14 protein-coding genes are annotated in these 12524 nt (G+C 66.1%); 12 read left to right on the top strand and 2 right to left on the bottom strand.

Annotated elements, in window-relative coordinates:
• Nucleotides 1–20: 20 nt before the first annotated feature.
• From GBB76_RS17385 to GBB76_RS17330, 12 genes are all read left to right on the top strand, one after another.
• The gene (locus tag GBB76_RS17385) at nucleotides 21–923 is read left to right on the top strand and encodes a helix-turn-helix domain-containing protein (RefSeq protein WP_152304462.1); all 903 of its coding nucleotides are present in this window, start codon (nucleotides 21–23) and stop codon (nucleotides 921–923) included.
• A gap of 67 nt (nucleotides 924–990) precedes the next feature.
• Nucleotides 991–1392 carry a helix-turn-helix transcriptional regulator gene (locus tag GBB76_RS17380; protein WP_246668970.1) on the top strand — a complete coding sequence of 134 codons (402 nt, stop codon included), beginning with the start codon at nucleotides 991–993 and terminating at the stop codon, nucleotides 1390–1392.
• The gene (locus GBB76_RS17375) at nucleotides 1385–1927 is read left to right on the top strand and encodes an arsenate reductase ArsC (RefSeq protein ID WP_152304461.1); all 543 of its coding nucleotides are present in this window, start codon (nucleotides 1385–1387) and stop codon (nucleotides 1925–1927) included. Before GBB76_RS17380 ends, GBB76_RS17375 begins: the two co-directional genes overlap by 8 nt.
• 10 nt (nucleotides 1928–1937) lie before the next feature.
• Nucleotides 1938–2363, top strand: coding sequence for an arsenate reductase (glutaredoxin) (gene arsC, locus GBB76_RS17370; protein ID WP_152304460.1), 426 nt, complete (start codon nucleotides 1938–1940; stop codon nucleotides 2361–2363).
• An 18-nt stretch (nucleotides 2364–2381) separates the two neighbouring features.
• Nucleotides 2382–3461: an ACR3 family arsenite efflux transporter gene (gene arsB, locus GBB76_RS17365; RefSeq protein ID WP_152304459.1), complete on the top strand. Its 1080-nt coding sequence runs from the start codon at nucleotides 2382–2384 to the stop codon at nucleotides 3459–3461.
• A 78-nt stretch (nucleotides 3462–3539) separates the two neighbouring features.
• Nucleotides 3540–3866, top strand: coding sequence for a helix-turn-helix transcriptional regulator (locus GBB76_RS17360; protein ID WP_152304458.1), 327 nt, complete (start codon nucleotides 3540–3542; stop codon nucleotides 3864–3866).
• Nucleotides 3863–5113 carry an MFS transporter gene (locus tag GBB76_RS17355; protein WP_152304457.1) on the top strand — a complete coding sequence of 417 codons (1251 nt, stop codon included), beginning with the start codon at nucleotides 3863–3865 and terminating at the stop codon, nucleotides 5111–5113. The genes GBB76_RS17360 and GBB76_RS17355 overlap by 4 nt, the downstream gene beginning before the upstream one ends.
• Nucleotides 5114–5125: 12 nt before the next feature.
• On the top strand, nucleotides 5126–5890 hold the full coding sequence (arsH, locus tag GBB76_RS17350; protein WP_152304456.1) for an arsenical resistance protein ArsH: 765 nt from the start codon (nucleotides 5126–5128) through the stop codon (nucleotides 5888–5890).
• Between the two features lie 204 nt (nucleotides 5891–6094).
• The gene (locus GBB76_RS17345) at nucleotides 6095–7138 is read left to right on the top strand and encodes an ArsJ-associated glyceraldehyde-3-phosphate dehydrogenase (protein ID WP_152304455.1); all 1044 of its coding nucleotides are present in this window, start codon (nucleotides 6095–6097) and stop codon (nucleotides 7136–7138) included.
• A gap of 2 nt (nucleotides 7139–7140) precedes the next feature.
• Nucleotides 7141–8379: an organoarsenical effux MFS transporter ArsJ gene (arsJ, locus tag GBB76_RS17340; protein ID WP_152304454.1), complete on the top strand. Its 1239-nt coding sequence runs from the start codon at nucleotides 7141–7143 to the stop codon at nucleotides 8377–8379.
• Nucleotides 8380–8760: 381 nt separating this feature from the next.
• Nucleotides 8761–10047, top strand: coding sequence for a tyrosine-type recombinase/integrase (locus GBB76_RS17335; protein ID WP_152304453.1), 1287 nt, complete (start codon nucleotides 8761–8763; stop codon nucleotides 10045–10047).
• A 311-nt stretch (nucleotides 10048–10358) separates the two neighbouring features.
• Nucleotides 10359–11237, top strand: a complete 879-nt coding sequence (locus tag GBB76_RS17330) for an NAD(P)-dependent oxidoreductase (protein WP_152304452.1) — start codon at nucleotides 10359–10361, stop codon at nucleotides 11235–11237.
• 355 nt (nucleotides 11238–11592) lie between these two features.
• On the opposite strand, the gene GBB76_RS17320 is transcribed toward GBB76_RS17330, so the two are convergent.
• The gene (locus tag GBB76_RS17320) at nucleotides 11593–12186 is read right to left on the bottom strand and encodes a hypothetical protein (protein WP_152304450.1); all 594 of its coding nucleotides are present in this window, start codon (nucleotides 12184–12186) and stop codon (nucleotides 11593–11595) included.
• A 31-nt stretch (nucleotides 12187–12217) separates the two neighbouring features.
• A complete protein-coding gene (locus GBB76_RS17315; RefSeq protein WP_152304449.1) occupies nucleotides 12218–12424 on the bottom strand; it encodes a hypothetical protein in 207 nt (68 codons plus the stop codon).
• Nucleotides 12425–12524: the final 100 nt, after the last annotated feature.

Raw genomic sequence — 12524 nt, 5'->3', positions numbered from 1 at the left:
CGGGAAACGGAAACGGCACGATGCAGGGCGAGGCAGGACGCGATCAGCCGGTGGATGTGAAGCGCCTCCTGTCGGACGAGGCGGTCGGTATCTTCGACGCACTGGCGCAGCCGACGCGCCTCGACGCCTTCCGCCTCCTGCTGCGCTACGCCCCCTTCGGGCTGCCGGCCGGAGATGTCGCCCGCCTGCTGGCCGTGCCGCACAACACCATGTCGACCCATCTCTCCCATCTGGAGCGGGCGGGCCTGCTGGTCTCCCGCCGCGAAGGGCGCTCGATCATCTACGCGGCGACGCCGGGGCGGACGGAATCGGTCCTGCATCTGCTGCTCGGGGAACTGCCGGCGCCGGCCGACCGGGGCGCGGGCTTCCCGCGCCTGCGGCCGGGCGAGCCGGCGGAACGCTCCTACAATGTGCTGCTGGTCTGCTCGCACAATTCGGCCCGCTCGATCATGGCCGAGGCGGTGCTGAACCGCGAGGGGCGCGGGCGCTTCCGCGCCTTCTCCGCCGGCAGCATCCCGCGCGGGGTGCCGCATCCGCTGGCGCTCGATCTGCTGCGCTCGCTCGGCTACACGACCGAGGATCTGCGCTCCAAGAGCTGGAACGAGTTCGCCGGCGGGGCCGTCGAGCCGATGGATTTCGTGATCACCGTCTGCGACGCCGCCGCCGGCGAGAGCTGCCCGCATTTTCCCGGCCATCCGCTGACGGCGCATTGGGGGCTGCCCGACCCCGCCGCTGGCGGCGGAACCGACGACGAATTGCGGGTGGCGTTCGTGCGCACCTACCGGCAGATCGCCGCGCGCATGTCCGCCTTCGTCAACCTGCCGCTGGAGACCCTCGATCTCGCCAGCCTGAAGGCGCGGCTGGGCGACATCGCGGTGATGGAAGGCGCCACCGAGATGACGCTGGCCGCGCGGGCGGCCTGACGGCGCGCTGCCAGCGAACGGTGTCTTGCCGCTTGATTTATGTCCACCTGTCGGCTATCGTCGACATATGGACACGGATAACGCCCTTTCCGCCTTCGCGGCGCTGTCGCAGCCGACCCGGCTCGACGTCTTCCGCCTGCTCGTCGCCCATGAGCCCGAGGGCCTGCCGGCGGGTGAGGTCGCGCGACGGCTCGACGTGCCGCACAACACGCTCTCCACCCATCTCGGCATTCTCGCCCGCGCCGAGCTGATCGCGCCCGAGCGCCGCAGCCGCCTGATCATCTACCGCGCGCAGCTGGAGACAGTGCGTCATCTGGCTTCCTTCATGTTGAAGGAGTGTTGCGGCGGAAAGCCCGAGATCTGCGCGCCGCTGATCACCGACCTTCAGCCCTGCTGCCCCGCAGGCCCTCATTCCACAGGCACTCATTCCCCAGGCACTCATGCCGCCAAGGAGGCGCGCCATGTCTGACACCGATCCGGCCGGCCACATCTACAACGTGCTGTTTCTCTGCACCGGCAATTCCGCCCGCTCGATCATGGCGGAATCGATCCTCGCCAAGGACGGTCACGGGCGTTTCCGCGCCTTCTCCGCCGGCAGCCGGCCGCGCGGCGCGGTGAACCCGCTGACGCTGGCGACGCTGCGCAGCCTCGATTATCCGACCGAGGGCCTGCGCTCGAAGGACTGGATCGAGTTCGCCGCTGCCGACGCGCCAGTGATGGATTTCGTCTTCACCGTCTGCGACGGCGCGGCGGGCGAGACCTGCCCGGTCTGGCCGGGCCAGCCGATGACCGCCCATTGGGGCATCGAGGATCCCGCCACCATGGAGGGGGCCGAGATCGAGAAGGAGGCCGCCTTCGCGCGCACCTTTCGCTACCTCAAGAACCGCATCGCCGCCTTCGCCGCCCTGCCGATCCGCAGCCTCGACACGATGACGCTGGGCGCCAAGCTCAACGAGATCGGCCGCAGCGAGGGCGCCACCCAACCCCGGCGCGACGTCGCCTGAGGAGGCCCCGATGAGCGACGTCACCATCTACCACAACCCCTATTGCGGCACCTCGCGCAACGTGCTCGGCCTGATCCGCAATGCCGGCATCGCGCCGACCGTCATCGAATATCTGAAGACCCCGCCGAGCCGCGACGAGCTGGTCGCGCTGATCGCCCGCATGGGCGTGCCGGTACGCGCCGTGCTGCGCCAGAAGGGCACGCCCTTTGCCGATCTCGGGCTGGACGATCCGGCGCTCGGTGACGACGCGCTTCTCGACGCGATGATGGCCCATCCCATCCTGATCAACCGCCCCATCGTCGTCTCCCCGCTCGGCGTCCGGCTCTGCCGTCCCTCGGAGACGGTGCTCGACCTGCTGCCCGCCCCGCAGCGCGGCGAGTTCCGCAAGGAGGACGGCGAGCTGGTCGTCGACGCCCACGGCAACCGCGCCGCCTGAACGAGAACCGGAGCCCCCATGTCCCAGACCCTGGCGCTCGCGCCCCGTCCCGCGCGGCTATCCTTCCTCGACCGCTACCTCACCGTGTGGATCTTCGCGGCGATGGCGCTCGGCGTCGGCCTCGGCACGGTGTTCACCGGCCTGCCGGAGGCGCTGAACACGCTGTCGGTCGGCTCGACCAACATACCCATCGCCATCGGCCTGATCCTGATGATGTACCCCCCGCTCGCCAAGGTACGGTATGAGGAATTGCACCGCGTTTTCGCCGACAAGCGGGTGCTGGTGCTGTCGCTGGTGCAGAACTGGCTGATCGGCCCGACGCTGATGTTCGCGCTCGCGGTGATCTTCCTGCGCGACCACCCGGAATACATGACCGGGCTGATCCTGATCGGGCTGGCGCGCTGCATCGCCATGGTGCTGGTGTGGAACCAGCTCGCCAAGGGCGACAGCCAGTATGTCGCCGGGCTGGTGGCGTTCAACTCGATCTTCCAGATCCTGTTCTTCTCCACCTATGCGTGGCTGTTCCTCACCGTGCTGCCGCCTTTGTTCGGGCTGGAGGGCAGCGTCGTCGATGTCAGCTTCCGCACCATCACCGAGGCGGTGCTGATCTATCTCGGCATTCCCTTCCTCGCCGGCTTCCTCACCCGCCGCATCCTCATCGCCCGCAAGGGCGCGGAGTGGTACGCCAACGTGTTCCTGCCGAGGATCAGCCCGATCACGCTGGGCGCGCTCTTGTTCACCATCGTCGCCATGTTCAGCCTGAAGGGCGGCGACCTCGTGCGCCTGCCGATGGACGCGGTGATCATCGCCATCCCGCTGACGATCTATTTCGTCGTCCAGTTCCTCATCAGCTTCGCCATGGGCAAGCTGATCGAGGCGGATTATCCGCGCACCACGGCGATCGCCTTCACCGCCGCCGGCAATAATTTCGAACTCGCCATCGCGGTCGCCATCGCCGCCTTCGGCCTCGGCTCCAAGGTGGCCTTCGCCGCCGTCATCGGGCCGCTGGTCGAGGTGCCGGTGCTGATCCTCTTGGTGCATGTCGCCCTGCGGCTCGGCCGCCGCTGGTTTCCCATGACGGCGCCCGGCGGCTCCTGAGGACGCGCCGGGGGACTATTTCGACAATTGTCGAAACAGGACTTGACCACCGGCGGCGAGGGCCCCTAGCTTATTTCCATGAAACTCGAACAAGCCGCCCGCCAGCTCGAATCGCTAGGCAACCCGACCCGCCTCCAGCTCTACCGGACGCTGGTGCGGGCCGGTCACGCCGGCCTGCCGGTCGGCGGCGTGCAGGAGCGCATCGGCATCGCCGCCTCGACGCTCTCGCATCATCTGAAACGCCTCGTCGACACCGGGCTGGTGACGCAGGAGCGCCACGCCACGACGCTGATCTGCCGCGCCCACTACCCCGCCATGAACGCCCTGATCGGCTATCTCGCCGATGAATGCTGCGCCGACGCGGACTGTCCCGCCGCCGCGGCCGAACCGTCCGCCGCGCCATGAGCGGAAACGTCCTCGTCGCCAGTGCCGGCGAACATCGCCCGCCCGGCGCGCGCAGCCTGTTCGTCACCGGGCTGGGCATCGGGCAGGTCTGCTCCTGGGGCTCGCTCTATTACAGCTTCCCGCTGATCGCCGAGGCGATGGGCCATGAGCTCGGCTGGTCGAAGAGCGCGCTCTATGGCGCGGCGACGCTGGGACTCGCCTTCGCGGGGCTGGCCGCCTATCCCATCGGCGCCGCCATCGACCGGGGCCATGGCCGCGCCATCATGACCATTGGGTCGGTGCTGGCCGGGCTGCTCCTCGTGCTGTGGTCGCAGGTCGAGAGCCTCGCTCTGTTCTATGTCGCGGTGGCCGGCATCGGCGCGCTGCAGGCGGCGACGCTCTACGATCCGGCCTTCGCCGTCATTGCCCGCCGCTCCGGCCCGTCCCATGCCCGGGCGGGGATCACGGCGCTGACCCTGTGGGGCGGCTTCGCCTCCACCGTGTTCATCCCGCTGGTGCAGTTCCTGCTCGACCATGTGGGCTGGCGCGACGCGCTCCTGGTGCTGGCGGCGATCAACATCCTCGTCTGCGCCGGCTGCTACTGGTCGGTGATCGACCCCGGCGCCGATGCACCCCCGCACCGGGGCTCGGCCGGCGCGCCGGCGCTGAGCGGGCGGGCGGCGGTGGCCTGGGCGGCGCGCCAGCCGGTGTTCTGGGCGCTGGCGGTGGCCTTCACCGCCTATTCCGCCGCCTTCTCGGCGTTCACCTTCCACCTCTACCCGATGCTGGTGGAGAAGGGCTTCGAGACCGCCTCGGTGGTGGCGGCGATGACGCTGATCGGCCCGGCGCAGGTGGCCGGGCGCATCGCCATCTGGGTGTTCGCGCCGCGCGCGCCGGTACGGGTGATCGGCTCGGTCACGGTCGCGGTGTTCCCGCTGGCGCTGGTGGCGCTGGAGGTGCTGCCGCCGAGCTTCCTGCTGATCGCGCTCGTCGCCCTGTTCTATGGCGCGGCCAACGGCATCACCACCATCGTGCGCGGGCTTTCCGTGCCGGAAATGCTCACCCGCGAGGCCTATGGCGCGGTAAACGGGGCGATGTCGGCGCCGAGCACCGTCTCGCGCGCGCTGACCCCGCTCGGCGCCGCGCTGATCTGGTCGATGTCGGGTTCCTATGATGGCGTGCTGTTCTGCATCGTCATCACGACCGTCATTGTGGCCGTCGGCTTCTGGCTGGCCGCCTTCCTTTCGCGCCGCGCGGCCACGCCCTGAGGCTTCCGATCGATGAGCACCTTCGACGATTTCACCGATGCGCTCGACCCCGGCCATTTCGACCGGCCGGAACTGGACAAGCTGGCGCCCGCCGCGCCGATGACGCATCCCCCGCGCATCCTGCTGCTCTACGGCTCGCTGCGCGCGCGCTCCTACAGCCGGCTGCTGGTCGAGGAAGCCGCGCGTCTTCTGACCGCCATGGGGGCGGAGACGCGCATCTTCGACCCCAGCGGCCTGCCGCTGCCGGACAGCGTGCCGGCGGATCATCCCAAGGTGCAGGAACTGCGCGCGCTGTCGGAATGGTCGGAAGGGCAGGTCTGGTGCAGCCCGGAGCGGCACGGCACCATCACCGGCCTGTTCAAGTGCCAGATCGACTGGCTGCCGCTGGAATATCGCGGCATCCGCCCGACGCAGGGGCGCACGCTGGCGGTGATGCAGGTCTCCGGCGGCTCGCAATCCTTCAACGCGGTCAACACGCTGCGCGTGCTCGGCCGCTGGATGCGGATGATCACCATTCCCAACCAGTCCTCGGTGGCCAAGGCGTTCGAGGAATTCGACGAGGCCGGGCGGATGAGGCCGTCGCCCTATTACGACCGCGTGGTCGACGTGATGGAGGAACTGGTGAAGTTCACCCTGCTGACCCGCGACCGCCGCGACTATTTCACCAGCCGCTACAGCGAGCGCCGGGAAGCCGCCCTGAAGGCGGTTCAGGAGAGGGCGGCGCCGGAAACCGATCTCGCGACCATCGCCATGACGGGAACGCAGGCTCCCCGGTAGGCGGGTGGGCACGCCACCCGGGCGTGTCGATATGTCTCGAAATAATAATCACGGAAAAGGCGAACTTGAGCCATTCCGACCCCCTCGTGGCGCGCAGACCGTCACCGAACTGTCATTCGCGGCTGGTACGGCGCAGGGGGCCGGAAGCGCGCCGCCACAGCGGGCGAGCGTCCGGGTCATCGGCAATCCGAGGGAGATCCGGGCATGAAGGTCGGCATCAGCGGCATGGGGCGGATCGGGCGGCTGGCGCTGCGCGCGGCGATGGGGGCCGCCGAGCGTCAGAGCAGCGATCCGCGCGCCGGAAACCGGCTCGATGTCGTCCATTTCAACGAGATCAAGGGCGGCGCCGCAGCCACCGCGCATCTCCTCGAATTCGACAGCGTGCAGGGGCGCTGGCGCGCGCAGATCGAGGCCTCGGGCGACGAGGCCGTCACCATAGACGGCAGGCGCATTTCCTTCTCCGCCCATGCCGCCCCGGCCGACATCCCGTGGGGCGACCTCGGCATCGACGTCGTGCTGGAATGCACCGGCAAGTTCCTGACCCCGGCCGTCCTGCAGGGCCATCTGGATCGCGGCGCCAAGCGGGTGATCGTCGCCGCGCCGGTGAAGGTCCCCTCGGTGCTCAACGTCGTCGTCGGCGTCAACGAGCACCTCTACGACCCGGCGGCACACCCCGTCGTCACGGCGGCGTCCTGCACCACCAACTGCCTCGCCCCTGTGGTGAAGGTCGTCCATGAGGCGATCGGCATCCGCCATGGCCAGATCACCACCATCCACAACCCGACCAACACCAATGTGGTCGTCGACGCACCGCACAAGGATTTGCGCCGCGCGCGATCCGCCATGCTGTCGCTCCAGCCCACCACCACGGGCAGCGCCACCGCCATCGCGCTGATCTATCCCGAGCTGAAGGGCAAGCTGAACGGCCATGCCGTGCGCGCCCCGGTGCTCAACGCCTCGCTCACCGACGCGGTGTTCGAGATGAAGCGCCCGACCACGGTGGAAGAGGTGAACGAGCTGTTCCGCTCCGCCGCGCAGGGCCCGCTTGCCGGCATTCTCGGCTATGAGCCGCGCCCGCTGGTCTCCGCCGACTATGCCCGCGACACCCGCTCCTCCATCGTCGACGGCCTCTCGACCATGGTCACCGACGAGACGCTGCTGAAGGTCTACGCCTGGTACGACAACGAGATGGGCTATGCCTGCCGCATGGTCGATCTCGCCTGCCACATGAACAAGGTCGGGATCTGACCATGACGGCCTCCTCAGGCAGCGGGCTGCGCAACTACGCCATCGTGACGGCGGCCTATTGGGGCTTCACCCTCACCGACGGCGCCCTGCGCATGCTGGTGCTGTTCACCTTCTTCCAGCTTGGGTACTCGCCCTTCACCCTCGCCTTCCTGTTCCTGCTCTACGAGGCGGCGGGCATCGGCGCCAATTTCATCGGCGGCTGGCTGGCGGCGCGCTACGGCATCACCCGCATGCTCACCGTCGGGCTGGTGACGCAGATCGCCGGCTTCCTGCTGCTGTCGGCGGTGTCGCCGGAATGGGGCAGCACGCTGCTGGTGACCTGGGTGCTGCTGGCGCAGGGCGTGTGCGGCGTCGCCAAGGATTTGACCAAGACCGCCTCCAAATCGGCGATCAAGATCACGGAATCGCAGGCCGGCGGGCAGGCGGAAGGCCGGCTGTTCAAATGGGTGGCCTGGTTCACCGGCTCGAAGAACGCGATGAAGGGCGTCGGCTTCTTCCTCGGCGGGCTGCTGCTCCAGTTGGTCGGCTTCCGCTACGGGCTGTGGCTGATGGCGGGAGCGCTGTTCCTCGTCATGCTCGGCGTGGTGTTCTCGCTGCCGGCGATGATGGGCAAGGCCAAGGCCAGCGCCAGCGCGCGCGAACTCTTCGCCAAGTCGAAGGGCATCAACCTGCTCGCCGCCGCCCGCGTCGCCTTGTTCGGCGCGCGCGACGTGTGGTTCGTCGTCGGCGTGCCGGTGTTCCTCTATGCCAGCGGCTGGACCTTCACCATGGTCGGCGCCTTCCTGGCGCTGTGGACCATCGGCTACGGGCTGGTGCAGGCGGGCGCGCCCTCGCTGGTCGCCCGCAGCCCGGACGGCCTGTCGCGCGAGGTACCGGCGGCGCGCGGGTGGTCGCTGGCGCTGGCCATCGTGCCGGCGCTGATCGCCGCCGCGCTGGCGCTCGCCCCGCCCGATCCGACGCTGGTGCTGGTCGTCGGGCTCGCCGTGTTCGGCATTGCCTTCGCGGTGAACTCCTCGGTGCATTCCTATCTCGTGCTCGCCTATGCGGGCTCGGAGAAGGCGGCGGAGGATGTCGGCTTCTATTATGCGGCCAATGCGGCGGGCCGCTTCCTCGGCATTCTCGCCTCCGGCTTCCTCTACCAGCTTGGGGGCATCACTGCCTGCCTCCTCGGTTCGGCGGTGATGCTGTTCATCTGCTGGCTCATAACGCTGGCGTTGCCGACGAAGGCCGGATCCCGATAGCGCCGGGCGCGCCCGGGGGCGCCGCGACAATCACTCGTCGTTCAAGATGTCCGGCCGCGTCGCAGAGCTGCGCGTCGCGAGCCGCAGGAACGGTGCGAGAACCTTGCCGGGAACGGCATGGGGAACGGCATCCGGGAGAGAAGGCCGCCAGGCGGCGTACTGCCTTGATATCTCTCGTGGTAAAATGGCGCGCCCGAAAGGATTCGAACCTCTGACCCCCAGATTCGTAGTCTTGCCGTCGCGTTGCTACTGAGTGATACTCTTTGCCACTGACTATCCGCAAGCGGCGTTTTCTCGTTGTGTCGGCGGCTCTGAGTGATACTGAGGGGTATCGTTTCGCCTTCACGGTGGCGACACGGTGGCGACAAAGGAGAAGGTGACATGCCGGTCTTGAAGCTCACGCGGCGGAACCTGTCTTCGCTGCCGGTGGCGGATAAGCCGGTCATCTTCTACGACGAAGACCTTAAGGGCTTCGGCCTGCGCGTCATGCCGAGCGGTCGGAAGACATGGATTGTCGAGTACCGCCCTAACGGGGGCGGGCGCGGCGTGTCCAAGCGCCGGCACGCGGTCGCTGCCTATGAGGAAACGACGCCGGAAGGGGCACGGAAGCTGGCAGCCACGATGTTGGCGAGCGTGCGGCTCGGTGCCGACCCGGCAGAGGAGCGTGCGGAAGCGCGTGACGCTCTCACGCTGCGTGAGGTGGCGGACCTCTTCTTTGCGGATCATGTCGACGTGAAGCGCAAGGCGTCCACGGCGGCGGACTATCGCCGGCTGCTGAAACTGCACATCCTGCCAGAGCTAGGCTCCAAGAAAGCCGCCATGGTTTCCGAGGCGGATTTAGCTCGCATTCATTCGCGGATGCGCGCCACCAAGTACCGGGCGAACCGCGCCCTTGCCGTTGTCAGCAGCCTCTATGCCTTTGCCGAGCGCCGCAAGCTGGTGCCGGCCGGGACGAACCCCGCCGCTCATATCGAGAAGTACCGGGAGGATGGCCGCGAAACGTTCCTCAGCTCGGAAGACCTCGCCCGCCTCGGTGAAGCGATCCGCGAGGCCGAAACGGTTGGCATCCCCTGGGAGCCGGACCCGACCAAGAAGGCCAAGCACGTGCCAAAGGAGAACCGCCGCACCGTGATTGATCCGCACGCAGCAGGCGCCCTTCGCCTGCTGCTACTGACCGGCGCCCGCCTCCGGGAAATCCTAGGGCTGCGCTGGCAATGGGTCGACGTTGAGCGGGGCTTGCTGCTGCTGCCCGACTCCAAGACCGGGAAGAAAGCCGTTGTCCTGAGCGCCCCTGCGCTTGCTGTGCTGTCGGGCCTGCCGCGCATCGGTGCCTATGTCATCGCCGGGGCGAATGCCGGCACGAAGGACGAGAAGCCGCGAGCGGACCTTAAGCGGCCGTGGGCGGCGGTGTCGAAGCGGGCCGGGCTGGAAGGCGTAAGGCTGCACGACCTGCGCCACACGAACGCCAGCGTCGGCGCAGGAGCGGGCCTTGGTCTGCCAATCATCGGCAAGCTGCTGGGGCACGCGAACACGGCAACGACGGAGCGATATGCTCACCTCGACAACGACCCGCTGCGCAAGGCCGCGAACCGCATCGGCAACGATATCGCTGCGGCTATGGGCGAGGCGCCAGCCGAAGGCGGGCGGGTTATCAAGCTGAAGGCCTAGGGATCCAGCAACAGCGCCCAGTTTTGCTAGGGACACGCCCTCAATCTGATGGCGTGCTATCGCCGCCAATCCCATTGGCCATGAAGCGGAGCCCGCTTGCGGCATTCGCGGCGGTCGGACCGAAGTTGGAAGTGTCGCATATGTCTCATGTGTCGCAGACGGACATTCCGAGAATCGCATTGTCGACATGCCTCAGCGGCCCACCGCGTGGAGGACACCAGCTTCTTGAGGCTGAATTGCTGCGATGGCGCGCCTTATTATAGCTGGCACGACGCTTGCCATTCACTCCGAGGCAAAATCGGGAGAGTGCAATGTCGTCATCCGTATCTCTGCTGGGGCTTGGCTCCATGGGCAGTTCTCTAGCGCGCGCCCTTATCGCCGCCGGGATGCGTCCGACATTGTGGAACCGCACGCCTGAGCGCGGTTCACCCTTTGCCTCGTCAGCCAATCTCGCCGGCAGTATCGTCGAGGCGATTCAAAGCTCCGACCTCGTGGTTTCCTGCCTGATCAACTACGCGGCCACATGGTCGAGCCTCGACCGACCTGAGGTGATCGAAGCGTTGAAGGGCAAGACGCTCGTGCAGCTCGCGACCGGACTGCCAGCCGATGCGACGGAGCTAGCTGCATGGGCTGGCCGACATGGCATCCGTTATCTCGACGGCCGGATTTGCTGCTTTCCCGCGACCATAGGCCGGCCTGACGCAGTAATTTACTACGGCGGCGACGCTGCCACGTTCGAGGAACATGTCGGGACGCTCGTCGCGCTGGCGGGCAAGTCGATTTACGCCGGAGAAAACGTCACCAATCCGACCATGCTCGATTGTGCCTTCCTCAGCTACTGCTTCGCGGCGCCTATGGCGATGTTGCACGGTGCGGCGATTTGCGAGGCGGCGGGCCTAGACCCCGAGCTGTTCTTCGCCGCCCTGCCCTCCTTTTCAGCCGACGTAAACCGGCGCTCGGTATCCTTTCGCGAAGCCATTCGCGCGCGGGATTTCACCAACGTGCAGTCAGCGCTGCAAACCGATCTGGCTGGGGCGAGGATGTGGCTCGCTTGTTCCAGCGAACTCGGTGTCGATCCCGCGTTCGCAAAGGCGCTCCTCGATGTCATGAGGGTGCCGGTCGACCAGGGAAAGGGGGCGCTCGATACCGCCTATCTTTTCGAGGCCTTCAAAGGCGCGAAGACTGCATGATTGGCCCACTCGCCGTGCGGCACGGCCATGGTTGAAAGACACGAGCGGCCGCCCGTTGATCACCGCCTAAGCGGGCGGCCTGCCCCTGAATGGGCAGGGTGGCCACGCTCTTTCAGCCATTCTTCAAGAGGGTCGTAAGAAGTGGGTTCGGCCGGTGCCACAATCCCGCTATGGCGGTCTAGCGCCGCGTCGATGGCCTTGCGGTCGTACCGCTGCGTTCCGGGGATGGGGCCGGGAACTATTCCCGCCTTCACCCAAGCCGAAAACCCGGATGGAGTAAGGCCGCAATAGGCCGCAGCCTGGGCTTTGGCCATCAGTCGAGGCTCAATAGGGGGATTTGGTGTCACCAAACAAACTAGAGCTGCTGGTGAGCCGATTCTGAAAGAGAACCGTACCCTGTTATGAAGTAGTTCTCGACTACAATCTGCGGTATGCGGAATTTTGTAGCAACGGCTAGATAGTCGTAGCCATTCATATCGGCGAGCTTTATCCGGAGATGCCACGGATAAAGATATTCCATTGCGGCAAATAGCGCGAAATCTTCGTCATGCAACTCATGATCCAGCGCCGAAGGCTCGTTGCGGTCGAGTGCCTTCTTCAGCTGTTCAATCGGATCTGTTGAGTAATGCTCTTCGGAGTTGCTGCAAAAAAGATGCATAATCTCCTTGCATATGACCAAGCGCGTCCAACACGTATTTAGACGATCCGCGATACGGATTTTCACCCGCGAATCATATCGGAGATAGTGTCCAAATACTTTGTTGAGCTTAGGGGTGCGCGCAATATCAACCTCGAATTGCGGCCCAAACTCGTCTTTGACAAGCAGCATCAGCGGAGCGAGATCAACCGGAACCAGAACGGTACCGTCCGGTTTGGTCAACATCTCACCGCTGACGCGTTTATGCAGGTCGCGCGCTAAAACTAGCGCTTCAACGTAATTGCTACCCATGAGTCATGGGTATAACCACACCGAGCACCTGTCAAAGGAGATTATGCAAGGAAATCGGCTTCGAACTCCGATCCTCGTCCTCGACAAGGGAAAGAAGCTCGGTGACAGCTTCGTCAAGCGTCGTGTTGGCCGGATCGCCAATGAAGCACTTCATATCCTTGAGCCCGTTCTCACGCTTTTCGCGCTTGAACCACTCATTCAGTAGCGCTTGCTTCTGCTCACTGGAGAGTTTGCTCATGGTTACCGTCCCTGCTCCACCTTCGAGGGAGCAAAATCTTGACTCGTGTTTCTAACTGTGCGTGAGAGGAAACGTTCCCTTCTCATTGGGCTTTATATTC

Source organism: Ancylobacter sp. TS-1 (genome assembly GCF_009223885.1).
Taxonomy (GTDB): domain Bacteria; phylum Pseudomonadota; class Alphaproteobacteria; order Rhizobiales; family Xanthobacteraceae; genus Ancylobacter.
This window is presented reverse-complemented; position numbering and strand designations above follow the sequence as displayed.

Excerpts from the sequence above, each read along its gene's own strand:
- GBB76_RS17385 (WP_152304462.1), top strand. The coding sequence starts at position 21 with ATGCAGGGCGAGGCAGGACGCGATCAGCCGGTGGATGTGAAGCGCCTC.
- GBB76_RS17380 (WP_246668970.1), top strand. The coding sequence starts at position 991 with ATGGACACGGATAACGCCCTTTCCGCCTTCGCGGCGCTGTCGCAGCCG.
- GBB76_RS17375 (WP_152304461.1), top strand. The coding sequence starts at position 1,385 with ATGTCTGACACCGATCCGGCCGGCCACATCTACAACGTGCTGTTTCTC.
- arsC (WP_152304460.1), top strand. The coding sequence starts at position 1,938 with ATGAGCGACGTCACCATCTACCACAACCCCTATTGCGGCACCTCGCGC.
- arsB (WP_152304459.1), top strand. The coding sequence starts at position 2,382 with ATGTCCCAGACCCTGGCGCTCGCGCCCCGTCCCGCGCGGCTATCCTTC.
- GBB76_RS17360 (WP_152304458.1), top strand. The coding sequence starts at position 3,540 with ATGAAACTCGAACAAGCCGCCCGCCAGCTCGAATCGCTAGGCAACCCG.
- GBB76_RS17355 (WP_152304457.1), top strand. The coding sequence starts at position 3,863 with ATGAGCGGAAACGTCCTCGTCGCCAGTGCCGGCGAACATCGCCCGCCC.
- arsH (WP_152304456.1), top strand. The coding sequence starts at position 5,126 with ATGAGCACCTTCGACGATTTCACCGATGCGCTCGACCCCGGCCATTTC.
- GBB76_RS17345 (WP_152304455.1), top strand. The coding sequence starts at position 6,095 with ATGAAGGTCGGCATCAGCGGCATGGGGCGGATCGGGCGGCTGGCGCTG.
- arsJ (WP_152304454.1), top strand. The coding sequence starts at position 7,141 with ATGACGGCCTCCTCAGGCAGCGGGCTGCGCAACTACGCCATCGTGACG.
- GBB76_RS17335 (WP_152304453.1), top strand. The coding sequence starts at position 8,761 with ATGCCGGTCTTGAAGCTCACGCGGCGGAACCTGTCTTCGCTGCCGGTG.
- GBB76_RS17330 (WP_152304452.1), top strand. The coding sequence starts at position 10,359 with ATGTCGTCATCCGTATCTCTGCTGGGGCTTGGCTCCATGGGCAGTTCT.
- GBB76_RS17320 (WP_152304450.1), bottom strand. The coding sequence starts at position 12,186 with ATGGGTAGCAATTACGTTGAAGCGCTAGTTTTAGCGCGCGACCTGCAT.
- GBB76_RS17315 (WP_152304449.1), bottom strand. The coding sequence starts at position 12,424 with ATGAGCAAACTCTCCAGTGAGCAGAAGCAAGCGCTACTGAATGAGTGG.